This is a genomic window from Lachnospira intestinalis (assembly GCF_040095895.1).
GTDB classification, from domain to species: domain Bacteria; phylum Bacillota; class Clostridia; order Lachnospirales; family Lachnospiraceae; genus Lachnospira; species Lachnospira intestinalis.
In genome coordinates this window covers 270,400-295,254 of record NZ_JBBMFS010000001.1, presented here as the reverse complement: position 1 = coordinate 295,254, position 24,855 = coordinate 270,400, and the positions used below count along the sequence as shown (strand labels likewise).

Annotated in this window: 29 protein-coding genes; 2 read left to right on the top strand and 27 right to left on the bottom strand. The window is 39.7% G+C overall.

Translation table 11 applies throughout. The annotated features are described in order from the left end of the window. Positions 1-19 precede the first annotated feature (19 nt). From WMO37_RS01355 to WMO37_RS01335, 6 genes are all read right to left on the bottom strand, one after another. Entirely contained in the window at positions 20-466 is a 447-nt protein-coding gene (locus WMO37_RS01355) for a hypothetical protein (RefSeq protein ID WP_349154108.1), read from the bottom strand. Next, positions 390-647: a DUF6906 family protein gene (locus tag WMO37_RS14905; RefSeq protein WP_436970242.1), complete on the bottom strand. Its 258-nt coding sequence runs from the start codon at positions 645-647 to the stop codon at positions 390-392. Before WMO37_RS14905 ends, WMO37_RS01355 begins: the two co-directional genes overlap by 77 nt. Positions 648-759: 112 nt before the next feature. Further along, a complete protein-coding gene (locus tag WMO37_RS01350; RefSeq protein ID WP_349154107.1) occupies positions 760-1,491 on the bottom strand; it encodes an ORF6C domain-containing protein in 732 nt (243 codons plus the stop codon). Positions 1,492-1,712: 221 nt separating this feature from the next. Then, complete coding sequence (locus WMO37_RS01345; protein WP_349154106.1) at positions 1,713-1,871, bottom strand: hypothetical protein; 159 nt, start codon at positions 1,869-1,871, stop codon at positions 1,713-1,715. Positions 1,872-1,874: 3 nt separating this feature from the next. Further along, positions 1,875-2,027: a hypothetical protein gene (locus WMO37_RS01340; RefSeq protein ID WP_349154105.1), complete on the bottom strand. Its 153-nt coding sequence runs from the start codon at positions 2,025-2,027 to the stop codon at positions 1,875-1,877. A 252-nt stretch (positions 2,028-2,279) separates the two neighbouring features. Next, complete coding sequence (locus tag WMO37_RS01335) at positions 2,280-2,504, bottom strand: hypothetical protein (protein WP_349154104.1); 225 nt, start codon at positions 2,502-2,504, stop codon at positions 2,280-2,282. A 121-nt stretch (positions 2,505-2,625) separates the two neighbouring features. Here WMO37_RS01335 and WMO37_RS01330 point away from each other — a divergent pair, with 121 nt between their 5' ends. Both WMO37_RS01330 and WMO37_RS01325 read left to right on the top strand, forming a co-directional pair. Next, positions 2,626-2,991 carry a helix-turn-helix transcriptional regulator gene (locus WMO37_RS01330; RefSeq protein WP_349154103.1) on the top strand — a complete coding sequence of 122 codons (366 nt, stop codon included), beginning with the start codon at positions 2,626-2,628 and terminating at the stop codon, positions 2,989-2,991. Between the two features lie 557 nt (positions 2,992-3,548). Then, positions 3,549-4,058: a hypothetical protein gene (locus tag WMO37_RS01325; protein WP_349154102.1), complete on the top strand. Its 510-nt coding sequence runs from the start codon at positions 3,549-3,551 to the stop codon at positions 4,056-4,058. A 39-nt stretch (positions 4,059-4,097) separates the two neighbouring features. Here WMO37_RS01325 and WMO37_RS01320 read toward each other — a convergent pair whose 3' ends face one another. The 21 genes from WMO37_RS01320 to WMO37_RS01220 form a co-directional block, all read right to left on the bottom strand. Beyond that, on the bottom strand, positions 4,098-5,195 hold the full coding sequence (locus tag WMO37_RS01320) for a glycoside hydrolase family 25 protein (RefSeq protein ID WP_349154101.1): 1,098 nt from the start codon (positions 5,193-5,195) through the stop codon (positions 4,098-4,100). 119 nt (positions 5,196-5,314) lie between these two features. Further along, positions 5,315-7,393: a hypothetical protein gene (locus WMO37_RS01315; protein WP_349154100.1), complete on the bottom strand. Its 2,079-nt coding sequence runs from the start codon at positions 7,391-7,393 to the stop codon at positions 5,315-5,317. Positions 7,394-7,405: 12 nt separating this feature from the next. Next, positions 7,406-9,553, bottom strand: coding sequence for a hypothetical protein (locus WMO37_RS01310; RefSeq protein ID WP_349154099.1), 2,148 nt, complete (start codon positions 9,551-9,553; stop codon positions 7,406-7,408). Further along, positions 9,546-9,962, bottom strand: a complete 417-nt coding sequence (locus WMO37_RS01305; protein ID WP_349154098.1) for a DUF6711 family protein — start codon at positions 9,960-9,962, stop codon at positions 9,546-9,548. The genes WMO37_RS01310 and WMO37_RS01305 overlap by 8 nt, the downstream gene beginning before the upstream one ends. Positions 9,963-10,125: 163 nt before the next feature. Continuing rightward, positions 10,126-14,361 carry a hypothetical protein gene (locus tag WMO37_RS01300; protein ID WP_349154097.1) on the bottom strand — a complete coding sequence of 1,412 codons (4,236 nt, stop codon included), beginning with the start codon at positions 14,359-14,361 and terminating at the stop codon, positions 10,126-10,128. A 55-nt stretch (positions 14,362-14,416) separates the two neighbouring features. Next, positions 14,417-14,716: a hypothetical protein gene (locus WMO37_RS01295; RefSeq protein ID WP_349154096.1), complete on the bottom strand. Its 300-nt coding sequence runs from the start codon at positions 14,714-14,716 to the stop codon at positions 14,417-14,419. A 92-nt stretch (positions 14,717-14,808) separates the two neighbouring features. Beyond that, a complete protein-coding gene (locus WMO37_RS01290) occupies positions 14,809-15,240 on the bottom strand; it encodes a hypothetical protein (RefSeq protein ID WP_349154095.1) in 432 nt (143 codons plus the stop codon). Positions 15,241-15,385: 145 nt separating this feature from the next. Beyond that, positions 15,386-15,886, bottom strand: coding sequence for a hypothetical protein (locus WMO37_RS01285; RefSeq protein ID WP_349154094.1), 501 nt, complete (start codon positions 15,884-15,886; stop codon positions 15,386-15,388). A 57-nt stretch (positions 15,887-15,943) separates the two neighbouring features. After that, on the bottom strand, positions 15,944-16,354 hold the full coding sequence (locus WMO37_RS01280) for a hypothetical protein (RefSeq protein WP_349154093.1): 411 nt from the start codon (positions 16,352-16,354) through the stop codon (positions 15,944-15,946). Then, the gene (locus tag WMO37_RS01275; protein ID WP_349154092.1) at positions 16,354-16,893 is read right to left on the bottom strand and encodes a hypothetical protein; all 540 of its coding nucleotides are present in this window, start codon (positions 16,891-16,893) and stop codon (positions 16,354-16,356) included. The genes WMO37_RS01280 and WMO37_RS01275 overlap by 1 nt, the downstream gene beginning before the upstream one ends. Before the next feature lie 4 nt (positions 16,894-16,897). Further along, positions 16,898-17,329, bottom strand: coding sequence for a hypothetical protein (locus WMO37_RS01270; RefSeq protein ID WP_349154091.1), 432 nt, complete (start codon positions 17,327-17,329; stop codon positions 16,898-16,900). A 1-nt stretch (position 17,330) separates the two neighbouring features. Next, positions 17,331-17,657, bottom strand: a complete 327-nt coding sequence (locus WMO37_RS01265; RefSeq protein ID WP_349154090.1) for a hypothetical protein — start codon at positions 17,655-17,657, stop codon at positions 17,331-17,333. Between the two features lies 1 nt (position 17,658). Then, positions 17,659-17,982 (bottom strand): hypothetical protein, encoded by a 324-nt coding sequence (locus tag WMO37_RS01260; protein WP_349154089.1) that lies wholly within the window; start codon positions 17,980-17,982, stop codon positions 17,659-17,661. 102 nt (positions 17,983-18,084) lie between these two features. Next, on the bottom strand, positions 18,085-18,465 hold the full coding sequence (locus WMO37_RS01255; protein ID WP_349154088.1) for a hypothetical protein: 381 nt from the start codon (positions 18,463-18,465) through the stop codon (positions 18,085-18,087). Between the two features lie 13 nt (positions 18,466-18,478). Continuing rightward, entirely contained in the window at positions 18,479-18,706 is a 228-nt protein-coding gene (locus WMO37_RS01250) for a hypothetical protein (protein ID WP_349154087.1), read from the bottom strand. Between the two features lie 13 nt (positions 18,707-18,719). Next, positions 18,720-19,790 (bottom strand): major capsid protein, encoded by a 1,071-nt coding sequence (locus WMO37_RS01245; protein ID WP_349154086.1) that lies wholly within the window; start codon positions 19,788-19,790, stop codon positions 18,720-18,722. Positions 19,791-19,806: 16 nt separating this feature from the next. Continuing rightward, on the bottom strand, positions 19,807-20,151 hold the full coding sequence (locus WMO37_RS01240) for a hypothetical protein (protein WP_349154085.1): 345 nt from the start codon (positions 20,149-20,151) through the stop codon (positions 19,807-19,809). A gap of 2 nt (positions 20,152-20,153) precedes the next feature. After that, on the bottom strand, positions 20,154-20,735 hold the full coding sequence (locus tag WMO37_RS01235; RefSeq protein WP_349154084.1) for a hypothetical protein: 582 nt from the start codon (positions 20,733-20,735) through the stop codon (positions 20,154-20,156). Between the two features lie 106 nt (positions 20,736-20,841). Continuing rightward, positions 20,842-22,281 (bottom strand): phage portal protein, encoded by a 1,440-nt coding sequence (locus WMO37_RS01230; protein WP_349154083.1) that lies wholly within the window; start codon positions 22,279-22,281, stop codon positions 20,842-20,844. Positions 22,282-22,609: 328 nt separating this feature from the next. Next, a complete protein-coding gene (locus WMO37_RS01225; RefSeq protein WP_349154082.1) occupies positions 22,610-23,041 on the bottom strand; it encodes a hypothetical protein in 432 nt (143 codons plus the stop codon). Positions 23,042-23,044: 3 nt separating this feature from the next. After that, positions 23,045-24,781 carry a hypothetical protein gene (locus WMO37_RS01220; protein ID WP_349154081.1) on the bottom strand — a complete coding sequence of 579 codons (1,737 nt, stop codon included), beginning with the start codon at positions 24,779-24,781 and terminating at the stop codon, positions 23,045-23,047. Positions 24,782-24,855: the final 74 nt, after the last annotated feature.

The window sequence follows — 24,855 nt, the reverse complement described above, 5'->3', positions numbered from 1 at the left end:
TTTTTTGTCCTCTTTTCTTTTAATTATTAAAATCTTCTTTTACAACATCAATCTTGACAAGTCTTTCCCACTTGACAAAATTAAATACTGCTTTGGCTTCTGCGCCGTCTTCCTGTGGTACAAGCACTCTGTTATTAAGTGCTACAATTACTGGCTTGTCACCGGCAACTTTTAAAAACTGCGCCTGCAATCCGATAGGCGCGACAATGGCAATAATGTCACAGTCGTTGATTTCTTCCTGTAACTCGCTTGCCGATTCAATCGACCGGTCAATCTGCACGATTTCAACGTTTCCCAGTGCGGCTAACTGTGGCTCTGTCATTTTGTGTCGAGAAAACCACAGGACCTTTTTAGGCTTCGGATTTTCTTCAAATCTTACAACCTTGCCGTCATTCAAAATGACTGACTGATTTTTCATTTCCTGCATTTCTACGCAATCCTGTACTGTTACCTTTTCTTTGTTCATTTCTTTTTCTCCCTTTATTAGTCTTTGTGAATTTGTCAATCGTTTTCCGGCTTCCGGTTTCCTTATTAATAAGTTTTAAATAAAACTCTGTTTCTTCAACCAAAAGCCAATGTTCCGCATTTAAGTGGTGTGCAGAACACGTTTCTTTCTGTTGCCTTGTAAGTTTCTTTGGCTGTTTCATTTTTTATCCTTTCCGTTACTCCATGAGTAAACCAAAGCAAGCCCAATTTCAACGAGGATTGTGAAAATCACTCCTGCCGCAAATGGATTAATATACATTTTCATACCCCTTTCTAAAAACTCATGCACATCTGTGCATTGGAATTTTCAATCTGTTCTGAAAGCACGGTCGGCGGCAAATAGCAATCAATAAACTCATGCACATCTGCAATGTATTTGCGTTTTATACTCTTGTATGTCGAAACGCACCCGTATTCGCGTTTCAACTGTCGGTATATGTCCGCAAATACCGAACTCCTCACGCTACTGTCTTTGTATGCGCTGGTGTTCTTGCCGCCAAGAACATCAACTACTTTCCTTTTAATATGCTTCTGCACTTCATCTATTTCACAGCCGTACAGCGGCATATCATTTTCAAGGGAAGATATTTTATCTTCAACCTTGTCAATTCTTTCATTCAGCTTCACATTGCCTTTTGCAATAAGCCGAATTTTTTCCTCATCCGTCATATTCATGTTGTAGTTTCCCGTCTTTCTGATTGACGGAAGAACCTCTGATGTTACCCAGTCAGTAAATCTCTCTGCGCTTGCCTTGCGGCTCTGAAATATTGTTTTGTACAGGTTGGCTTCATTCACGTAAATAAGCTTCTGATTTCCGCCTGCCGTAAGGGTATCCATGTTGCGGATACCCTTTGAAGATAACCGAGATTTAACATTTCCCACGTTAGATATTTCCAATGCCCGGCATACATCAGTCAAGCAAAACATCGGCTCGTCATTTACGATTACCGTTCTGACGTTTCCAAATTCTTCTGAATTAAAAACCTGTAAATTCGTTTCTGCCATTTCTTCTCCTTTCTGTGGTATAATCCTCTTATCTTTTAATAGGAAAGAGGTGAACACGTTGAATAAATGTCCTTTAAACAACTTTGAAAATTGCCAATCTGAATGTGCGTTGTATTTATCTAATCAAAAATGTTGTTCAATCAAAAAGCTTGCATTATCAAGTCGTTATTTTGTTGAACTCAAAGATATTAGCCGCAACATTTCAAGCATTGACAGTACATTTACTCGTCGTAAATGTTAAGAATGGTATCTGCCATTCTGTCAATTTCGCCCGCAATGCGAATTTTGACATCTACATCATTTGTTTTCTTGCTTTCCTCTGCCAGCAACTCTATCTGCTGACAGAGGATTTCTGAAATATGCCTTTTTTTCTCGTCCACCTGTTACTCCTTTCCCTGTTTTTCCTTGTTGGGTTCTGACCGTTCTCTATCTGCCATTGATTCAACCATGCCAAGCAGATACCCTTTTTGATACTCTGACATTTTAGGAATTGTGTCTTTTAATTTTTCAACAATCGCCTTTTCTTTTTCACTCATTTCATTCACTTCCTTTCTGTGATATAATCTCCTTATCTTTTTATAAGGAGGTGGTTCAAATGTTCATTAAAATTAAAGTTTCTTGCCCTTGCCATTGCACATACACTGTAAATGAAGATATTAATTCCGATAAAGTTATTTGCCCTAACTGTGGAAAAGAGTATCCATATTCAGGTAAGTTAATCGCAATGCTCAATCTCGCAAGTGAAATTCCCGACGGAAACTGTCTTTCAAACGAACATTCCGTTGAGGTTATTTCTCTTTCGGAATGCATGAGCAACCATCAATAACTAATCTCATGTATTCCAAGAAGCCTTTAGCAACTGTAGCAGTCAGATTGTATTCGGATATTAGCTTTTTAACTTCATTTTCTAATTCTGAAGCTTTCTGACTGTTGCAACGCTGATATTCTGCATATGCCTTGCCCACATATGTAGTTTCAAGCTCACCAAGTACATATTGTTTCAGTGTTATCACCTCACTTTCTGCTTGTTGATTGTAAAACAATTATATGTCGATAAAAAACATTTGTCAAGAACTTTTTGTTGATTTTTTCAACAAGGTGTGATATATTAGTTTTGGAAAGGAGGACAAAACATTGAACAATAGAATTAAAGAAATCCGAAGTCATTTTAATTTGACGCAACAGGAATTTGCCGATAAAATAAAAGTAAAAAGGAATACTGTTGCAACATATGAAATGGGAAGAAGCGTTCCGAGTGATTCAGCAATAGCTTTGATTTGTAAGGAATTTTCTGTTAATGAATATTGGCTACGTACAGGTGACGGTGAACCTTTTGTTAAAAAGACAAAAGATGAAGAAATAGCTGAAATGTTTGCTGATATTCAAGCTGCTGGTGAAAAAAGCTTTAAGTATAGACTTATTGCGGCGTTAAGAAAGCTTGACGAAAAAGACTGGGATAGTTTAGAAAAGCTTGTCGATTCAATGGTACAAGACAAATAAAAATACGCCGGGATAACACAAAATGCTATCCCGGCTATTTTATTTAAGCAACCTTTTTATATACGCATATATAACTTTTAGCCAATGCGTATTTTCACATTTTAATATTAGATTGTATATTTCTTTTCTGTAAAATTCATTTTCGTTTTTTTTACTCATAGAGCCCTCCGTATTCCCCGACACAAAACATAAAGTAGCGATACAAGCATTATAGAACAAATGTTTGCTTCCGTCAAGATTGGAACAAAGGTCACTGATGTAAATTAAGGTTATGTAAAGGGGCGGCGGCGCAATGCCAAACAGCGCAACCGCCCACCGGAACTTGAATTGCCCAATCTTTTGGACAATTTAATTTTACAAAAATTACCAATTTTTCACAAACGATTTAAACCGCAAAAAACGACATTTACTCTAAAATCATCTACATTTTATGGCATATGCTGTCATATAATGTCGGATTGCGGCGCGTATAGTACTAATTTGCTATTTATCAATTCGACAAAAATCAGATTATATGCTATTATTATTCAAAAAATAAAAAGCAAGGGAGAATTTTTATGAAAAAGAAATTATTATGCTTATTAATGCCTGTATGCCTTTTAGGACTTGCGGCTTGCCAAAATTCAACCGCGGATAATTCTACCACCGCAAACAGTACAGAAGCAGTAACGGAAACGCAAACTGAAACAGAAGCCCCTACAGAAAAAGAAACACTGTTATCAAGGGATAGAATGGCATACACAGAAGATATTACCTATGAAACACTTGCAAGGTACCCGGACAAAAATATTGATAAACCTGTGAAATTTGACGGAAAAATTATACAGATGATTGGCGCGGTTGATAGCAATTACACCGCTATAAGAATGGCTGTAGATGATGACTACAATCACGCGTTGCTTGTTGTTTATGCAAATGATGTGATTGACGGTAAACTACTTGAAAATGATAGAATTACAATTTATGGTGGTTATGTTGGTCAGTATTCATACACATCTACATTGAATAAACCGATAACAATTCCACAAGTTGAAGCTGTTATGATTGATTTACACGATAACAATTAAAATATCACCGGGAGTATTACACTCCCGGTATTTTTATGTTTAGATTAATTCGCAATCGCTGACATTGACTGCCGCAAATACAGCACCATTGAAGCTAAGGACTGCTCTATCCCCGTCAAGCTGTGTGACTTCATAGCCGCTGTCATTGTGCCATGCCTTAATTGCCGTGCCATTGTAGTCAGTATCGCCGTTGAAACGGACGGTATCGCCCACAGAAATGCCGCCGCAATCCGAACTTTCTTCTGAATCGTCAGAATCATCACTGCCGCCGCCAGCAATGCAATCATCATTAATCCAACCTGTGCCATCATCAATCAGATATGGGTTTCTCGCACCGTCAACAACTCGTGTAATTGTGCCGGTCGTATATGTAGGCTTTAATGCTTCTTCTGACGTTGAAGATACATAGATTGTATCGTAGTTTACGGTATTGCCTACAGAATAGCTGTATCCACCGTCCTCTGTGTCTTCTTCATCGCCGCCGCAGTCGCCCGAATTGCTATCAGAATCACTGCCGCCGTCAACTTCCGGCAACTCGCCGTACCAGTAATTCATATCGACCCTGCTTGATGGTACACCGGCAACTTCACCGTCTGATGTATACTGCCATAACAGACAATCCATTGACGGCTCTGAAATTCCCCAGTGCGCAAGCCATACTTCGTAGTCGGATAACTGGTCTGCATAGATTACTGAATCCCAGTAATTCTTGCTCGCATAAACACCAGTCTTATATCCTGCTTCGGATACTCTGTCGCAGAAAATCTTACAAAAATCAGTAATTTCCTGTCTGTTATCGTATGGGTTAAACCCGTGCTTTTCTTTGTATCCGTCCGCGTCTTCCATGTCGAACCATACACCTAACACCGGATTGTAGCCCTCTACCATGCGCAGTGCGTGTGCCGCTTCGCTTTCTGCTTCGGCATTATTTAACGCATAAGAGTACAGATACACGCCATACGGAATGCCCAGTCTTTCACATTCTTCCATGTTACGGATTGCCTGCGGGTCGTCCTGTGATGTGCTGTCATTGCCGTGACCGACACGAATAATTACACCGTCAACATTTTCCTTTGTGGTATCCCAGTCGATAACTCCGTTATGCTTACTTACATCAATTACTGAATATCTGCTCATATGAACCTCTTTCTGCCGCTGTTCTGCGGCTAAATATAATTTTTATTGTGTTTTAGGGTAAAAAAATAAGACACTTTCGTATCTTTAACTGCTGTCGTTATATATACCAATCACCTACCTTATGCCCTTCCATGCACGGTAACATGAAATGATATGCTTTTTGTTTCGTTTTGTGGCGACCAAACAAATCCCGTTATTTGTTCGCTGGTATAGCCGTTTATGCTTGCACTTATCAACCCTGTTTCCGCAAATGGAGTAATATTCACGCTGTCAATATTTTTTACAATACTAGGCGGCAAATAAATTGTGAACGGTGCCCAAAACGCATTTCCATATTGTGTATTCATTGCATAGCTTTTGCTTACTGTTTTTCCTGCCATTACAATATAACCGCTTGAAAGATATGTGATATACATTTCTGTTTTATCTTGTGGCTTTGTTACGGCAGTGCCAATATATCTGCCTTTTGTATCCGTAAATTTTGCGTCTGACGGCACGTCTGAATTGACAGTATGCCCATTTACTTTCACGGAATTTCCTGCACTTTCTGCATAATTTACGCTAAAATTACTAGGATTGTAAACATACATGTCTTCTCCGTTTTCACCGCCCCACAGCCACGAAGGTTGTCCATCTTTGCCTGCCCAGTTAAAGGTCATCGGGTAGCCTGCATTGCCATTTCTTCCTAAATGTGCAGCGTTGTTTGCCGCCAGAACTGTCCCCAGCCAGTTTACAAACGTAGCTTTTGACACGTCTTTGATTTTGGCTTTTACTATATCATCATCTCCGCTAGCATAACAAGCCACACCTAGAATCTGGTCTTGGGATAATGAATTCCCTACCCAACCGACTTTGATTTTCTTGGATGTATCGTTGTAATCTTGGACTGTTGTCGCACTTCCTGCATTGCCGCCTGCCGGTATCGCACCTACATTTTCCGCTGTTATATCAACATTGCCCCGCCTATACTCACTTTCTGCACTGCCTTTTACACCGGTTACAGGTGTTCCCGCGAGTACATCCCACTTTCCGTCCTCTGTCTTATATACGTTTGCGCCTGCCGGAATAGTATTTCCCGCTCCTTCTTTAAATTCAGCAGTCGTTGTAAATTGGTCTGAAATGTTATACATGCTTCCGCCGTCCGCTTCTGATAGTGCCGGAAGATTTGCAAATGCAACCGTTCCCATCGGTCTTAATGCGCCTGAAAACGATTCAGAAATCCGTCTTGCCTGCTCGTAATAGTATTTTGCACTGTCTGTATCTGCTACGGCATAGTTTTGTGCTGTGTCCGCACTTGCCGCCGCATTAGAAGCGTACTGCTGTGCCGCATTGGAATTTGAAACTGCGATGGTTGCGCTATTTGCCGCGCTATTTGCCTTTTCATTGGCTAAATTTGCGCTTCCTGCGGCATTATCGGCACTTGTTTTAGCTGTTGCCGCGCTTGCCGCCGCTTCTTCTGCTTTCGTGTTTGCCGTATCTGCGCTTGTTGCCGCCGCCGATTGGCTCTGTGCCGACTGTTGGCTATAATACTTTGCATTGTCCGTATCTTCGCCTGTGCGGCTGTTTGTACCGCCAGTAGCATAACTCTGTGCTTTTGTAGCACTCGCCGCCGCATTGGATTCGCTGGTTGCCGCCGCTGTTTCACTTGCTTTTGCATTGCTTTCAGATTTTGCCGCCGCCGACTGGCTTGCCTGTGCTTTTGCAACTTCAACTTTAATATCTGCAAGATAATTAGGTCGTAAGTGTTTTTCCTGTATACTCGCTTCTTTTACGATTGCAGACACTTTTCCAGCGCTGTCAATCGAAAATGCCACCGTGTCACTTTCCAAAAACTCATACTGTGTAATCAGTGCTGCCAGGTCTATATATTGCTTTGTGCCGTCAATAAGCGTTAAAATAATCTGCTGTGTTTCGGCATTGTATGAAAAATTTACCGCGATTTTTTCCATCTGCGTGTCAATCGTTATTTTTGAGCCATTTTTTTTAGTAATAGTAATAATTCCTGTCTTTTCTTCAAAGGCAACGTCCTGCACCAGTGTTGAAACTTCTTCCTTGGTCGCTTTTGTAGTGTCCAGTGTAATTACCCTATTGTCAATTTCATCTGTAGCCACATCTATTTTATTCAGATTACTTTCATTCAGTGGTGTTTCATCACTCGGATAATTTTCCCAATTTATACGACCATACGTTTTATTCATGCCTGCTCCTTTCTATCCTTCTATGTCGCCCCACGGAGTTGTCCAGCTTCCGCCCAAATTAATGCTTCCGTCATTGCAATCAATAGAAATGCTTCGTTCTCCGTCATCAGATTGCATATACAACAATCCCGGATATGCGTGAAAGTTTGCCCCGGCACTTCTACTAATAAGCAATTCGTCCGGTTTTAAAAGTGCCTGTGCATTTTCTCCTAAAACATACCGCAAATATCCGTCAAATATCTGCCATTCTCCGATTAGTCCGGATAACGCTTCCATACTGCCGTCCAAATCGATTTTAAAATTCTGATTAGCCGTCACAGCGCCGTTCAGATTGATTTTGTTTGCTTCAATCGAAACGTTTTCGGCAGATTGGTTAATTTTTGAAATAATTTCATCGCCATTTACTTTTTTTGATACTTCTGTATTAATGCTGTCCGCCGTCTGCCTTATTGCACTATTCATCTGTTCTGTAGTGCTGTAGCTTTGCAGTTTTCGGGTTACCTCTGCCGAAATTCCCTCTGCTGTAGCATTGATTTGGGTATTCATTTCCGTTGTTGTGCTGTAATCCTTTAACTTATCTGCTGTGTCCTGTTTTGCATTACTTTCAGCCGTTTCAGCGGCAGATTCAGCATATTGTTTAGTTTCCGTTACCTGTTTTGATAACTCTGCCGTAAATCCGTCTGCCGTCTGTTTTATAGAACTTTCCAACTCCGTTTTTGTGTTTGTAGCGTTTTCTTTTGTTTCGTAGTTTTTGCTTACTTCTGATGTAATTGATTCCGCAGTCTGTGTAATTTTCGTCGATAAATTGCCCTCGGCTTCGTTTGCCCGCTTTACTTCCGTTGCAATTGATTCTGCGTTTTGCTGTATACTACTGGATAAGTTGTTTACTGAATCGGATACCTCGCTTCGGATACTGTTTGCAGTCTGCTTAATTTCAGAACTTAATCCGCTTTCAACGTCCGTAATCTTACTGTTTGTTTCTTCGATTGTCCGTGTCAGTACATTGGTCTTTCCTTTAAGCTGTATAATGCTTTTATGCACGCTATTTGCCTGTGTAGAACGGTATTCTTCACCCGTTGCTTCATAGTTGTCCCTAAGTGCCTGTATGCCCTTTAGTGTACGTTTTAACACGTAGCTTTCAATGATTTCATATTTTGTTGGCAGACGAACCGCGTCACCTACTTCAATACATGGGTTTCCTTTGCAGTCCGCAGAAAACGGTCTGTAAATAATTCCCCGGATTTTTCCGTAAATGTTATTTGCGATTCCCGTCAGTTCTTCACTGCCTTTGCCGTAAACAAGAAAATTATCCTGTATAACATAGGCATTTGTGCCGCTTCCGACAATTACTCCGATATCGTCTTCTTCTTTCCGGATTTGCAGTTTATCAATAGTTTTCACGAGGAAATCTTCGTATTGCGCCGATATATACAGACTTTTGCTTATTCTCGTGCTTTTCGGTTCACGCGGGTACAAATCATCTGCCGGATACAGGTTGTTTCTTGGATACAACCCCTGTATCTCCTGTTCAAGGTAAATGTAATGGAATTTGCTGTCACGTCCAATGTGTCCGAAACAGCCGTTAATTTCACAAATACAATTCAGCACAGTTGCACCGCTTAATTCTTCCGGCTCAACCGTCTTTTCGACTTTCATATCATCATTTACAAGCTGTGCGTCCGCCTGCTCAATCCCAAAATACCCAAAAAAGCTATCCCGAAAAGCTTTCATTGTCGTAATGCTGTCTTTATCCGGGAGCAAAGTATTGTACCACTCCGCTACATCTGCGTTTATCACGTCATACAACGCATCATATGCCACAATATCACGCTTTGTTCTATCTGCCGTTGGTGTGTCGGAGTATACTTTATATCTGCCAATCTGAAACGGATTTGAAGTATTATTATCAATTACAGTTTTAACTGTTATCATTTTATCTTTCATCGGAAGAAAAATGTTTGATACAGTAAATTTAAGCACTGCCGCTTCACAGCTTCCGATTGTCAATTCAGCTTCCGAACAAATGCTTTCCATCAATTCAAACTGCTCTTGATGTAGCTCAACATTTGTAATTTTTGTCGTTTTGTCGTCCGTTTCAATCGTCAACTGCTTATCTATACTATCTTTTTTAAATAATTCTGCGTATTGATAATTAACCACCGTAAACACCTCCAATAAAAGCAAGCCTGATTGAATCGTATCGAATTACATTTCCGTACGTGCCGTAAATTGTAGGCTGAAAATCAGCCATATAGCCATACTGCGTAACATAATCATCATATTCCGGGATATAAGCCGTAATATAACAGCCACGCTCCTGCGGATTTGTAAAATTGTTGCGAATATTGCTCATCAGCACTTCAAATGTTTCATTTGTAAGCATTGCCTTGGTTTCAAATTCAACCTTTAATGCCTTTAATTCAACAGCGTTTCTATGCTCGTATCCGTTTGCGTCCGTGTAATCGTCAATGTCCTGCATATTTGCGTATGCGCTGTAGGAATCTGCCTTGATTAATCCGTCCGGTATCGTATAATCTCCAATTTTAATCAAAAAGCCGTTGTACGCCATGCCTGCACCTCACATTTTTAAAAATTGGTAACAAAAAAGCACATACCGGCATTCGATATGTGCTAAAGAAATGGCAAAAGGCGAAACCTACATAAAATAGATTCCGCCGCAAAGCAAGTTGTCACGTATTATAATAGATTAATTATCATCTATTGTACATGCATTAATAATCAAATGCCGGTTTGCCAGTTCTTTTAAAATATTCTCTTGCGTATTTTCTTGCACTGCTTCCGATGTCGTTTTGGCTTATACTCAAGTCCTTGTTGAGTATTCCTTGTAACAACTGGTTCTGCTGTCTAAGCAGTGCTATTTCTCGCTGTGACGTATCGTAAATGGAATCTTTAATCCCCGTAATTTCTGCGCCGCCCGCTACTGCCGACTTGCCGCCGACCGTTCCGGCAATTTCCGGTATTCCGTTTTCACCCGCCATGACAATGCTATATTTTTGTGGAAGATAACCGCCGTCCGCATACCCTTTAATACGAATTTTAGCAAATCCACTTTTCAATGGGTCGCCTGCGCTATAATTATCATCGCTTTCCAGTTCCATTTTGTAACTATTTTGAATAGCATTGGTTAATGCTTCATGCACTTTCCACGCTTTACTGCTTATCGTATCCGCTAAGTTATTCATGAGGTCAGCACCAACGTCTGAACCAATTTCTCCTGCGTTTACCGCGTCTATAATTGACAGGAAAGCAACTGCCGTTGTGTTCGGTACACCGTCAATATTTTTCTTGTACGAATCAACAAGGTTTTCACCCGCTTTTGAGCCGGTATCAAGTGCCTTTGAAATAGCCGTTTGTTGAATATTGTCGAATATTGCGCTATTGTATCCTGGCAATCCGCTTGTTTTGGTCGTAAATCCGTTATACAGCTTTGTACCGCCGTCTGTTCCTACAACACCCAATCTGCTAAAGGTTTCACTTGCTTTGTTGTAAAAATTTGAAATATCTTCTGTAGATTCGCCTGACTTTTCCGCTACATTTTTTTCAATGTCATACATTGACTGTTGCACGGATTCTCTTATTTGCTCATTGTTTTGTTGCATTGTATCCCGCAAATTATCAGAACTGTCCGCAGTGTTGTTCTGCTGTTGGGTAAGATTGTTGTATTCATTTTTGCAATTTGCCGCTTCGGTTGCGGCATTCGCTATTGCATTTTCACATTTTTCATAAGATTCTTTTAATTCTCTATTATCATTTGCTAATTGCCATGTTTCCTGCGAATTTAATCCTAACTCTTTTCGTAAATTGTATGATGTTTTTGTAAAATCACTGGTTTTTCTCATTGGGTCATCTAAAAGTCCCGAAAGCACATCAAATGCGTCACCCAATCCACTGATTTCATATGCTGAATCAAATGCCTGTTTAGACATTCCAGTAAGCTCTTTTACGTATTCATAAATAATACTTTCTGCTTTGTTGTATTTTTCATTATTTTCTTTTAGTTGATTGCCAATATCAATCTCTTGCTTGTACAGGTCTTTTAATACATCTTGCATTGCCGCCGCTTTGGCATAAGCTTCAAGTGCAGAAATTGTATTGTAAACTTCTTCTTTTTGTCCTTTAAATTCGCCAGTTACCGTATCAATCGAATCTGCCAATTCCGGACACTGTTCGACAATGTAATTTGCGTATGCAATAAGCATTTCCTTTTGCGAATCTGTTAAATTGTCAAAATTATCTGCCAATTCAAAGTATTTATCTGCAACGCTTTTAACGCCTGCATAGGTATCACCTACACTATTAAACTGGTCTTTAGATGACTGTATTGTTGAATTTAAACTCTCTGCCGTTGCTAATACAGAATCGCTGATTATAGTATTGGCGCTTACTACTTCGCTTTGCGCTTTTGCGTATCCTATGCCGATTCCTGCGATAGCCGCAACCACACCTGTAATACCAACGATAGCCGCTGTCCACGGTGTAGATAAGCCAATCAGCTTTAAAGCCGCCGCCGCCACTCCTGCGCCTGCCGCCACTTTTGCCAACATACCGACTGTAAAATTAGCACCTTCCCCAATTTTTTCAAAAACAGTTGCAACTGTTAAAAACTCTGTTGCAATACCCGCAATTCCGATTGTAGCTTTTAACTTTGTTGACATTAAAGACGAAAGTGTTTTTGATAGTCCACCATAATCAATATTTCCTATTGATTTTTTAATCCCAGCCGTAAGTGCCTTTGAAATTCCTGCGTTTTGTGCAATTTCAACACCCATTTTTGCCGCAAGTGATTTTGCTATTGACTGTGAAATTGACGTTGCAATGCCCTTTAAAATATTTTTAGCAATTTCCAGTTTGAAATATTTCTTTAAAAGTACTGCTCCAATTATGATTGCTACTGTTTTTAGTTCAACATCACCAATTAATGTTGCTATTCCCTCAAGCACTTTTGACCATTTGATATTTTTTATAGCTGTTTTGATTGTGTCATAAATGCCTTGAACCCACTTATTGATAGCTTTTGCGGTTGAAGCAAAATCAAACGTTTCAAAAAATTGATTTATCCCGGTTGCAATAGAAAATCCTAAGTTTTCCCAGTCAAACGTTTCCCCAAACGATAAAGCCGTATACACAGCAGTATTTAATGCTCCTGCAATAGTTCTGCCGACAGCACCGAATAATTCCGGTGAGATAAGCCCGTTGAGGAAATCAGCAAGGCCTTTACCAAAATTTCTAGCACCGGCATACACGCTGTCCCAGTCAATGCTATTCAGCGTATCTGTAAGCGTATTGCCTATATACTCGCCTAACTCGCGTAAATTTTTAATTTGACTTTTATAGTCTTTCCAAATGGTATCGACTTTCACAAGGCCGCCGCTTGCTCCGTCTGCGCTTGCCGCTCCTGTACCGCTACCCTTTTTGCCATTTCCACCGCTTGAATCCGGTGTTGTAATCAGTTTTAATTCATCAAACTGTCTTACACCCTTATTCAGCTTCTCAACGTTTTTAGCGGCGTTTCCGGTGCTGTCTGCTATATCATCGGCGCTGTCCGCAGCGTCCGACCAATCATCGGCAATACCTTTGTTTGTAACTTCAAATTTCCAACCAAAAATTGCACCTAATGCATTTGTTACTGTTTCAGCAAAATTAATAACCTGTGTCATTGCGAAATTTAATCCGCTTAAAAACGGCTTAAACGCATTAATCAGCGATGTGCCTATGATTCCTGCCAGTTCTTGAAATGATTGCTTTAAAATAACTGTTTGATTGTGCCATGTGTCGGCAGTTTTTGCAAAGTCGCCTTGCGCTGCCACCGTATTTGCCATAACATATTTGTATCGCAACATGGTTTTTTCAGCCTGTGTCATGGAACTGATATTAGCGTCAAGTCCGTTTTTTAAAGCCCACTCTTTTAACGTTGCTTGTGTCAAATCAAGTCCATATTTTCTTAATGGCTCTGTTTCGCCTGTGAAAATTGCTTGAAGATTTCTCGCAACGTCTGACTGTTCCATATCGTAAAATGAAGCCATATCGGCCGTCAGCTTTGTCAGTTCAATGGACATATCCGCCATTTTCTTTTGAGAAAAGCCCATAGCAACACCCATGGCTTGAAAACGGCTTGAATACTGCTTTACTGACAGTTCTGACATACCAAAATCACGTATAGATGTTTTTGCCATGCTGTCTACAAGGTTTTCATAATTTCCGAAAGTGGTACGTACAACATTTTCAACTTCTATGAGTGATGAAGCTATATCAATCGAATCTCCCAGTTTACTGATTCCTCTAAAAACAAGCCAGTAAGAAGCATATAATTTACCAAATGCGGAAGCCAGCGACCAACTGCTTTTAGTTGCCGAATTTGCAGAAGATGAAACGTTCAAAAAGTTTTTGCTTAATGACGTTGCCGCTCTGCCGCTTGAAGCCCCTGTGCGGCTTAAATTCGCAAGTGCATTAGTCATATCAATAAGATTTTGACTTACCTGTGGTGCTTTTGACAGTTCTTGCATAAGCTGTTTCATCGCGCTTGAAAGCTTCGGTATATTGTCAATGGCTTTTGCGGCGCTGGCATATCCTAACTGCTTAATCCCTGTCACAAGTTCTGTAATCTGCTTTGTCGCTTCACTGGTTGCCTGCATGGAATTAAAGGACTTGCCTAAGTACGTCATTGCCGTAGAAGCCTTGTTTATTGCGGCAGTGTCAATGCTTGAAATTTTTTTCATGCCCTCCGACAGGCGTGTAAAATCCGCCTTACTTACGTTTTTCATTCCTTGCATTGCGTCTGTAATATTTTTTACGCCATTTGAAAAATTTGAAAAATTAACGTTATTAATAACGCCCAAAGAACTTGATAAATTTTTTAAATTTTCAACCAATTTATCCAGTGCATTGTTTGCGTCTGTTGCATTTGCTTTTATTGTAAGCTTTAAGCTGTCCAGTTCATTATCTGCCACGTCCTCACCACCTTTAGCGCAAAAATAAAGGTGGTAGCAATTCGCATGCTACCACCTATGACGGACTTAATATGCTGCCCTCTTTTTCCAGCATTTTGATTCTTTGTTGCATTTCAAACATTGCAACATCCTCATTACTTTCTTTTGATTTTGGTTTACTTTCTTCTTCAAGTAAAATTGAAACTGGTTTTTTGATGTACTCCGACCTTGCCTTTTTACCGTTTAAGCAACGGTCTATCGCATAAATAAGGGCAGATATTCCATATGTACCGGCGAAGTGCCACATATCGCTATCCTGTTCTTTTCTTTTCAACTCATGTCCTTTTATGCAGTATCCTAACTGTGCCGGTGTCATGTGCTTAAACTCATCTATGTGTATCCCGATTGAAAAGGCTGTCGGAAAATAGTCTTCCCAAATTATTTTATGCCAGTTAATTTCAGATTTTTTTATGCTGTCTGTGCTGTCGCTTCCGGTGCTGTCCCGTACATCTGCTGAATCATGTCGTTCAGCCCCGACAGGTCGAAAAAACCATCTGTTTCCATGCAATTTCTCAATTCGTCATACAGTTTTTTGTACGAAAGCTTATTTTCTTTCATATAATCCCTCATGACTGTTTTTGCTTCTTCATGTGAAAGTGGATTATTTTCTAATAAGCCGGCATAAAAAGCAGTAACGCAAATATCTGCTGTATCGCCAATCATATTTGCTGTGCCGTTGATAATATCCTTAGTAGTAGGATTCTGCATATCCTTTGATTCTTCGACAACGTAAGCACCGCTGAGGACCTTAAACATTTTCTGCACGATGTCTTTATACTCTGCCGCTTCAAAAGAAAACTCTAATTTATATTCGTTACTGTTTACTGTAATTGTTTTCATATTCATTACCTGTCCTTTTCACTTTATATAGGACAGGGACGGCATTTCTGCCGCCCTGCCATATTATTTACTAACTATCAAATTACTACGGCTGTTTTTGTATCCTCGTCAGTCGCAACAGCCTTATTTGTTTTTCCGGACTGACTTACGATTTTTTTGATAATGTAATTGATGTCGGATAACCGTTCTCATCTTCTGTTACCGCAACGTCATAGTCTTTATGAATCCAACGCGGCACTGTTGAAATAGCAATGTTGCAAGTACCTGTTAAATGGTCGTCTGTAGCTTCGTCCGGCGCGAATGATTCAGAGCCGATAAAACCACAAATGCCCTCTTTACCTTTGCCGTCTGTGCCATAAAGAACAACAATGTCTAACTTTTCGTCTTCAATCTCAACTAAATTGTCAAGATATTCGCGTTCAAATGCACCGCTTACAGCCATTGAACCCGCCGCGCGTCTTCCAGGTTCTTGCGTTTCGACTAAATCTTCAAGCGTAGACGTATCAACCATGTTGCGCTCACCTACCGGTGACGGAATACTTTTTGCTCTAATCAACAGGTTGTATGTGCCAGCCCAGTAATCGCTTTCGTTGCTTTCTTTGGTCTTTTTCCTGTAAATAATTCTACTTTTTAAACCTGTAGCCATGTTTACCTCCTAAAAAAAATGCATAAAAATAAGAGCCTTTCGGCTCTTTGTAAATTGCTATAAAATGTCATTCCACCCAAATTTGCGCTTTGCACGGAAAGTTGCTGTCCACAGATTCCCCTCTTTTCGTACAAACGGCATGGGCTTTATCTTAAACAATCGTTTCTTGTACAAATCTGCTATAACATTGGATACTTGCAATGCCTCGCTTCTGCTTCGGTTTGTTGTTACTGTTACCTGTGCTGTAAAGTCTACAGTATTAATTCTGTCGGCTTCTAAATCGCTGTTTGTTTCAGTCGGTTCAACAGACTGTATTAATATTGTCGGAAACACCGGTTTATCGTTTGATTCTTCATCGGTTGTAATGCTAATATCCGGGTAATTATCTTCAAGAATTGCCAATGCCTTTTTTTTGATTATCGAAAATACATTTGTTTCTAAATCAAAAGCCCACTGATTATCAATCATTATCCGAACACCTTCTTTACAACATTTTTGTAGTCCTCAATTATCTTTTGCTCTGCTTTCAATACTGGCATAGTAGCTTTTACACCTCTTGTAAGCACAAGTTGGTTATTTTCATCGTAATAGCCCCAAACCTTTTTTTGTCCGTTGCCTTTGCCATACGAACCGATTAAAAATCCAAATTCTTCTCCTTTGGGGTGCGGACTTGCACCGGCGGCGCCGTTATAATATACGCCTGCGCCAAACTCGATAAATAACAGTTCTTTCCCCTGTACAATCAGTTTTGCTTCTGCCGTACTACCATTGGAATTAAGTTCTACGTAAGCATTGTGTGACGTGTCAGAACCGCTTCTTATTTTGCCGTCAAACGTATACTGCGCTTCTGTCATATTGGTATCAACTACGGCAATGCCTACATTAGCAAGTTCTTTCACGAATTTTCTAAGTTTACGTTGAAATCTTAATTGATACTGCTGTACTCGTTTTATTGCGTTTTCTACGGATTTTTGGGACAATGTTATAACTATTGGTCTTGTAGCCATGTGCTTACCTCACGTTTTTCTGTAAAAGAAATAAATCTGCCGTTAATCCCTCATCAGCGACACCCTTAACGATATAATCGCAACTGGTTTCATCAATGATTGTTTTATCCTTATCTTTGTACCTCACTTCTGACTTTTTCCAAACAAGCGAGCCAACATCTAACGGCAATTTGCCTTTGTCTTCCACAATTTGAACAAAATTCGTAGAATTATCTACACCAAATTCCTTTATCAGTGCTTCGCTTAATTTATTGCTTATTGAAGAATAAAAAACCACAGGCTTTTTATAACTTGTGGTATACTCTCCTGTTTCAACAGGGACCTCTTCACCGTCAACAATGATGTATTTTATTGAACCGTCTTTATTCAGTTGGTATACCGGTGTTCTGCCGTCTTTAAGTGCGTAAATCATCTTTTGTTTATTAATGTCCAACATATCAATCTACGTTCTTTCCGAACCGTTTCCACAGTTCTGAAAGCTTCTCCCAGCCATACATAGCAACAAAAGCAACAACAAAGCCTGCCATAATTGCGGCTAAAACCATGTACCACAGGATAGTCATGTGTAAATACTGCATATATGCTACAAATGCCGCTACTGTAATGCCGATTGATAACACAAGTACCAATCCGTCAGTTGGAATCTTCGCAAAAACACCTACTCCTTTGATAACCTGTGTAATCACCGACACAATAAACGCGATTGCGCCGATTACCGCTAAAATAATCATGATGTTTGACGTCAATGTTTCTAAAATATTCATATTACATCTCCTTTTCGCCATTCAGACGTTCTTCAATAGTGTTCAGTCTGTAATGTGCCGATTTCACGCTTTCTTCAACTTTGATAATTCGTGTATCGTGAGAATTAATCTCTTTTCTCATTTCTGACACTTCATTTTTTATTTCAGTTGTATTGCTTGAAATGGCGTCAAGTTTCATATTGATACGTGTATTCTCTTTTACGCGTTCTTCAATGTCTTTTGTGTCTGTGTGTTTGTTGTTTTTCAAACCAAACCAAAGACTAAAAAATCCAAAAAAGACGGAAAAAGCAACCGATATGATACTTATAATTATTGCAACTGGCATAATATACCGCCTTTCATTTTTTTGTGGCACACCGCCCACCACCCTTACTGTGTGCCGCCTGCTACGTTTTCCCGGTGCTGGTAAAACGTAACGCACAATCTTCTATAATGCTTTTACAAACGGATATACCCCTACAAACAGGCTATCACGGTCTTTCCAGCTACGGCTTACACCGTTTTCACTGTAGCTTGCCATGTAGTTTTCTCCTGCCTGTGACCGGTCATATACCACAAGATTGACAATTACACTTTCATAGCATTTCAAGTCATTGTCAATCTGTTCCTGCGTATAACTTTGCGGATAACACCGTTTTGCAATTACATCTTTCGTTGCCTGTTTTATGAGCTGTTCAAGAAGCAAGTTGTCTTCTTTGCTGTCAAACACAACAACATCAGATTCAGTGTTATCCTCATTTTCAACCGTTTCAATATGAAATTGTTTGAGCCGGATTTTTACCTGCTCTAATGTTGTGTATTCTTCCATGCTGTTCTCCTGCTTATAATCCTAACTTCTCAATCAAGATTGCTTTAAGGTCAACTCCGCTCATTTCCGCCGCATTTTCAATGCCGTTCTGTGCCGCTAAACTCTGCAATTCCGCTGTCGGCATACGGTTGATTTCAGTCTTGGTATATCCGGTAGGCTTGTTTCCCGGAACAGTGTCCGGGACTTCTTCGCCTGCCGCATACCATTTCCCGTTTTTAATAACGATATATGGATATTTCATATGCTACCTCCGATTAATCATGATGGACCTCAAGTACGAATGTGCTATCCATATTTTCGTAAGACGGCAATACTACTTCAGAAGCGAATACTGACATCTTCATTGGTGGGCCATACTCAACCTTTGTAGCAACTGTGATTCCTGTTCCATATGTCGTTACATCAACGTCAGCAACCTGTCTTGCAGTTCTTTCTTCCGGTGTCGTTCCGAACCACGTACTACCCAGTTTTCCGTCCGGCAACAGTGTTACTTTGTTGTCCGGGTAAAAATAGTGTTCTTTCCCAGCTTCGTCCATATACATTTTGTCGTACAGGACGATTGTAAGCTTTGTACGCTTCTGAACAACTGAAATTACCGTGTCGTCATCAACCTCAATCGTTGCCGTGAGATTCTGTGCAAGGATTGAATTTCTAATCTGTGCATTTTCAAGTAAATACTGAAACGTATTGGTGTTCATAAGAACGTATTTAGCAATCTTGCCTTTCTTCTGTAATTTTTTCCGAGCATTATTAAGGTCTGTAAGTGGTTTGGAGTTCACTGTATCACTCCACATGCTAGTGTCCTCAAGCTTTGCATAATGGTCTTTTGCATATGAACCGTCCTTGTCGTAATCATATGCGTACTGTACACCGTCACTTTCAATAGCAATAACCGGGTGTCCTGCTTCTGTAGCGAGAAGCGACATTCTCATGCGTTCCGGCACGACTTCTGCGCCGCTCACAAGGTTGTTAGTATCGTCATATACGCTTGATAAGGCACTTGCAAGGTACGGGTCATCTGTAGAACTAATACGTTCAATTTCAAGCATTTCTTCTTCGCCGACTTCCATACCTTCACGGAAAAATGCCATTTGTGTTTTTTCTTTGCTTAATCCCTCTCTTGCTCTAAGTGTCGGAATTGTGTCGAAATTTGACGGCGCAAGCGATACCGGAAGTCCCTTATGTGTCTTAATCCAGCTTAAATCAAGCCCCTGTTTCTTTCTTTCCGGAAACCAATTTAATCCGAGATATGGGATTTGATTACTTGCTTCTTCTGTTGTTGTAAGTGCAATAGACTTACTGTTTAACACTTCATTAATTAACATCTATATACCTCCCAAATTATTCAAATACAATCATTGGAAGCGCTGTGGAAACGCCTGCGTCATATGTAACACCGGAATGCTTTTCAGCCACGCTTTTATTGATATATGCTTTCTTTAAAATCACACCCTGTGGCCTGTCTTCTGTGACATCGTATCTCAAAATGCCTACGACCGTTGCCGTGTTGTCTGCCTTTCCATTTTTTCCGATTGGTGTGCCGGCCTTTACAATCTTTCTGCCGTCAGCCGTCTTTTCAACAACATCTGTAAAATCAAGTGTCATTGGAATCGCTTCATTAGGCAGTCTTTTTAAAATCTGAACGTTTCCGACATATGAAGTCTGTTCATACTGCATGTTTGACATTTTTAATTACCTCCTAAATAATGTGACAAAACATCATTGTTGCTTTGACTTTTTGAATTGCTTGAGATAAGACTTGTGGCTATTTTTTCTGCTTCTGTCTTCTCTGAATCTTGGTTACTACCGCCGCCGCCCGGATTCGGTGTACCTTTGGCAATTTCCTGTTCCTTTGCCTGCGCGGAAGCGGTTTCTTTCTCTGAAATAATCTGTCCGAGAACAGTTGTGTCAAAGCTTCCGTCCTCTTTTACAACCGTCTTTGCCTGCTCTGCCGTGATTTTAAAATCCGTCATAGCTTTTTCACGCAAATCTCTAATTGCATTGCTTTTTTGTAACTCCGCAATCTGATTGTTTGCCGTTTCCAGTGCTTTGTTGGCTTTTTCAAGCTCTGTAAGGTTTCCGGCTTCTATTTCATCAATTTTTGATTGAAGTTCGTCTGCCTTGTCAGCTTTCGCTTTATACTCTGCCGCTTTATCTTTTTCTTTCTTTGTTTCACCGTTTAACTGATTCAGATAATTACTCACCTGCTCATCGGTCGGTTCTGAAATTCCGATTGAAATAAGATTCTGTTTTGCCTGTTCTCTTGTCATCGTTTATTCCTCCTAAAATCACGTTTTTTTACACGGTTCTCTCCGCTCGATTGTTTCTGCCATTTGTCGCATGACTGCAAATTTATAAAATAAAAGCAGTTACCGATTATTGCTCGTTAACTGCCTTATTTTGCTGATTATTAAGTTGATTAACTATTTCCTGCGCTTTAGTTTCCTGTTCTTCCATATTTTCAACAGTCTTATACAAGACATCAAGGTACGGTTTTGAAAGAACAAATGTTTTTTCTGAATCTCCCCAAAGCCCTACCGTTTTAATTGCCACAAGTGGATGTATGCCAGATTGAAGCAATACTGTAAGTGTTTGTGCTTTAGTGTACATATTATCCTGTGGGCTATGATTAATTTGCACTTCAAAATCCCGCATTTTTATGCCTAAATCACGGTCCTTAATCCGTATAATATTTAGCACAACCTTTGCAAGCCGCTTTTCCGCCGCTTTTACAATCGGGTCTTTAAGCTTTGCTCTTGTTTTCGAGAAATCCCAACCATTTCTTAATTCCACCGCACCTTGCGTATCTCCGCCGGTGTTGCCCTGTTTGTTTGGAATCGCAAGAATTGACAATGTATTGTCCCACAAGTCGTCTTTGGCAACTTGACACTGCGTTTGGTTTAATTCCTGCGTCATAATTTCCACGTCTGACTTGTTATCTTTATTAATAGACTTAACAACGAGTGCATGGTTCATTTTCATCTTTTGGAAAGTTTCATCATCAATTTCACAGTTGATAAATTTTACCCAGTATTCAACGAACTGCTGCACCGAATCCATTCGATTTGACTGCATGGTATTTATTGAATCTAACAGGCTGATAACCAATTCAATATCTGAAATCCTTTCGTGATTATTCGGATATTCCACAATCGGGATACTGCCAAACGCGTGCAATCTGCTTTCAATAACTTTGCTGTCTTGAATTTTAAATGTCATTGAATCTGTATAACACAGCTTATAAAAGTTGTTATTTTCGTCTTTTAACTCCTGTACAGCAAGCACCGGTTCTTCTGTAGCTTTATTGTAAATAACAAAGGTGTTCATTGGGCTTGGCGCTATAATCCGAAACGGTATGTCGCCATCGACAATCTGTATTGCTTTAAAAGATGTGCCGGTCGCTGACTGCCACTCTCCTGCCTTAATATCTTTTTCCTGCTTGTTAGCGTCAGACATATAATCGTTCAGCGTATCAACCGCTTTATTAACTTTTTCATCGTCTTTTCGGCTAACGTACTGTATCGGTTCACCATATGTTTGTCCAACCTTAAATTGAACCAGTTCATATGCGTGATTTTCGCAAACTTTATTGTTTACATCTTCATTTTGCATTTTTATTCTGTATAATACCGGCTGGTCGCCTTTATAATAGTGCCACAAATACCGGATAATGGGCTTGTTATAGTTAAATACACCAATGCAATCTCCAACGATTTTAACAACGTTATCTGCTGTTATTTTTTCAACATTGGTATATGCAATTTTGCGTCCATAACAACCTCTTACAAGTTCGTGGAAATATACATCATTTAACATATTTAATACTCCTAGTAAAGTCTGACTCCGCTTGACGAGCGTGTATCCGGGATTTCTTTGGTTTCATTTTTATCATCATCATTCGGATAATACCAAATCCACTTACGGCAATGCTTGCAAGCCAATTTATGTAAATTGGGGTCATCTTTATCGGCATACGTCAATAATTTGCCACAATTCGGACACATTACAGCCTTATTTTTTTTAGTGTAAAACCTCATATTCAACCTCTTTTGGCATGAAAAAAGCACCACCACATTTCTGTAGCAGTGCTTTCCTCGGAACTTTTATTTGACATTATAATAATAACACAGTATTAATATGACATTCAATGACACGACAAGTATTCTTTTCCGTATTTTTCTTCAAATTTTTTGAGTGCCGTTCCGTGCAATCGGATTGTCTGCCGCCATGACTTGTCAATTTCGACCGCAATATCTTCAAACCGTTTTTTTGCTATGTATTTTAAAAATAAAATATTATATAGGTTTTCGTCCTCTATACTTTCAATTTGATTAATAATTTTTTCTTTTGTATCTACGTAGTTGTCAATCATGCCGTTAATTTTTTCTTCCATTTCTTCAATCTTAGCATATGCGCAGCCTGTTTTGTCCGGGTCGCTAGAAGACATAACGCGCTCATCTGTTCCCACGGCTTTAATACTGTATGCCATTTCTTTCATCTGTGCCAGTTCAATCATTTTATTGTTAATCATTTTATTTAATTTTCCAATTTGCTGTAAATATTCCTTTGTCGTCATAAATCAATACCTCCTGCGGAATGGATTAATAGCGGCTTCAATTTTCGCCGTCTTATTTGATTGCGTGATTCTTAATGCAAAATTTGAAAAAACATCGGGTACATCATCTAACTGCTTTTTGCCCGAAACTGAATACTGCTTTAAAAGTCCAACCATGACACCGTATGGTTCTTTTGGGCTGTACAACTGCGAGTCTTTAAAAATAACGTGCTGTAATATCCAGTTTGAACACTGGAAGATTCGTGCTTCTTTATTTGTTTCTGTCGGCATATCGGTAATATTGCAAACCCAGCCTTTACTAAGTACGCGCTTATTGACTTCCATTGCTACTCTATCGCCGCCCGCGTTTCGCTCAAATTCGCATTCTTGAACTTTATTATTCGCAATTACATTTGCCGCATTTTCATATTGCATTTCATAATCTGCCGTGTTATCGCACACGCAATCAACACAGTAATAATCCTCACCGTACTTTTGAAGTATTGGCATGACAAAGTAGTCTGTTCCTTTTCCTTTTGTATCGCATTGTGCCGTAATTATTTCCGGTTCTCCATGCGGAAGATTAAGGTATCTTCTTATTTTGTCGTCCGGGAACAGCAAGCCCTCACGTTCAATCGGCTCTTGCTTGTACAGACAGCGATATGATATATCGTCCATTAATAACTGCTGGTCTTCAAAAAATTCTTTAGTAAATCCGCTAAACTCATAGTCAAAGTTACTTTCTCCAGTTTCCGGGTCAATGTCCGGGACTGCAATAACTTTTACCCGTGGATTTCCTGCATACATATTTTGAATACGTCCTATCACATCTCTAACACTCCAACGCGTGGCAATGTGAATTTCTTTGCAGTTATGACCGTCCGTATCCTGTATTTTACGTTGCCTTGCGTCTACTGCGTATTTGTTCCACAACTTATCAAGAATCGTTGGATTTAAGGCTTCCTCGACCCCCCCAATCAAGTCGTCGACCAACAAATATTTTGAACTTCTAACCTTTCCGCTATTCTTGCTACCTACCGACGTACACTGCACGGACGGAAACGGTTTGTATTTGCCTATATTGAATTGTTCAAGTTTTGCATTTGTGCTTGTTACGTGTAAATTCGGAAATATTTCACTCCACGTATATTCGTCTGAATTTGTAACAATATCATACACACCGTCAAAATACATTCGCGTTATATCGCCGCTGTGCGAATAAAACAAGCTAAAGTCTTTTGGATACCAGCCAGCCACAAGTGCGTTAAACATTTTTTCGACTGTTGTTTTTCCGGCTCCGGGAATTAACGACACACACAAAATATCGTACTTATCGTCAATCATGCCTTGTAAAGCCTGTGTAAGCCCTATTTTAAGGAATTGTTTGCGCCGTGGCATATAAAACCGCTCTTTTGGTTCTCGCTTCTTTTCAAGGTACATAAAGCCGCTGTCAACGATTTTGTTTTGTGCTTCCGCAAGTAATACGCTATAGTATTTATCCAGTATGTCGTACTGGACTTTATTTTTAAATGCAAACTTTTCTAAATCCCATGCCGTGCCGCCTGTGGAATCAAAAATGAATTTTTCCGCCAACTGTTTTGCCCTTGCCGAAATTTTCAATCCATATTCAACGTCTTTTTCTGTTTGTAGTGCAACTTGGGCGGCTTCTATGTATGCGTTTACTACCGATTCATTAATACCATTACTTTCAATATATTTTTCATACTGACTTACTACTGAAATAAGGCTTGAACTTGCCAAAGAAAAGCACCTCTACTTTCCAAAAAAAGCAAAGGCACTTTCAGACCTCTGCCAATAATTTTTGTTGGTTAGCG

Coding starts and splice junctions, on each gene's coding strand:
- WMO37_RS01350 (WP_349154107.1), bottom strand. CDS start 1,491: ATGGCAGAAACGAATTTACAGGTTTTTAATTCAGAAGAATTTGGAAAC.
- WMO37_RS01280 (WP_349154093.1), bottom strand. CDS start 16,354: ATGATTGATAATCAGTGGGCTTTTGATTTAGAAACAAATGTATTTTCG.
- WMO37_RS01265 (WP_349154090.1), bottom strand. CDS start 17,657: ATGAATATTTTAGAAACATTGACGTCAAACATCATGATTATTTTAGCG.
- WMO37_RS01355 (WP_349154108.1), bottom strand. CDS start 466: ATGAACAAAGAAAAGGTAACAGTACAGGATTGCGTAGAAATGCAGGAA.
- WMO37_RS01290 (WP_349154095.1), bottom strand. CDS start 15,240: ATGAAAACAATTACAGTAAACAGTAACGAATATAAATTAGAGTTTTCT.
- WMO37_RS01225 (WP_349154082.1), bottom strand. CDS start 23,041: ATGACGACAAAGGAATATTTACAGCAAATTGGAAAATTAAATAAAATG.
- WMO37_RS01240 (WP_349154085.1), bottom strand. CDS start 20,151: ATGTCAAACATGCAGTATGAACAGACTTCATATGTCGGAAACGTTCAG.
- WMO37_RS01305 (WP_349154098.1), bottom strand. CDS start 9,962: ATGGCGTACAACGGCTTTTTGATTAAAATTGGAGATTATACGATACCG.
- WMO37_RS01260 (WP_349154089.1), bottom strand. CDS start 17,982: ATGCCAGTTGCAATAATTATAAGTATCATATCGGTTGCTTTTTCCGTC.
- WMO37_RS01235 (WP_349154084.1), bottom strand. CDS start 20,735: ATGACAAGAGAACAGGCAAAACAGAATCTTATTTCAATCGGAATTTCA.
- WMO37_RS01315 (WP_349154100.1), bottom strand. CDS start 7,393: ATGAATAAAACGTATGGTCGTATAAATTGGGAAAATTATCCGAGTGAT.
- WMO37_RS01255 (WP_349154088.1), bottom strand. CDS start 18,465: ATGGAAGAATACACAACATTAGAGCAGGTAAAAATCCGGCTCAAACAA.
- WMO37_RS01270 (WP_349154091.1), bottom strand. CDS start 17,329: ATGTTGGACATTAATAAACAAAAGATGATTTACGCACTTAAAGACGGC.
- WMO37_RS01295 (WP_349154096.1), bottom strand. CDS start 14,716: ATGACACCGGCACAGTTAGGATACTGCATAAAAGGACATGAGTTGAAA.
- WMO37_RS01320 (WP_349154101.1), bottom strand. CDS start 5,195: ATGAGCAGATATTCAGTAATTGATGTAAGTAAGCATAACGGAGTTATC.
- WMO37_RS01285 (WP_349154094.1), bottom strand. CDS start 15,886: ATGGCTACAGGTTTAAAAAGTAGAATTATTTACAGGAAAAAGACCAAA.
- WMO37_RS01250 (WP_349154087.1), bottom strand. CDS start 18,706: ATGAAATATCCATATATCGTTATTAAAAACGGGAAATGGTATGCGGCA.
- WMO37_RS01325 (WP_349154102.1), top strand. CDS start 3,549: ATGAAAAAGAAATTATTATGCTTATTAATGCCTGTATGCCTTTTAGGA.
- WMO37_RS01230 (WP_349154083.1), bottom strand. CDS start 22,281: ATGTTAAATGATGTATATTTCCACGAACTTGTAAGAGGTTGTTATGGA.
- WMO37_RS01245 (WP_349154086.1), bottom strand. CDS start 19,790: ATGTTAATTAATGAAGTGTTAAACAGTAAGTCTATTGCACTTACAACA.
- WMO37_RS14905 (WP_436970242.1), bottom strand. CDS start 647: ATGAAACAGCCAAAGAAACTTACAAGGCAACAGAAAGAAACGTGTTCT.
- WMO37_RS01275 (WP_349154092.1), bottom strand. CDS start 16,893: ATGGCTACAAGACCAATAGTTATAACATTGTCCCAAAAATCCGTAGAA.
- WMO37_RS01340 (WP_349154105.1), bottom strand. CDS start 2,027: ATGAGTGAAAAAGAAAAGGCGATTGTTGAAAAATTAAAAGACACAATT.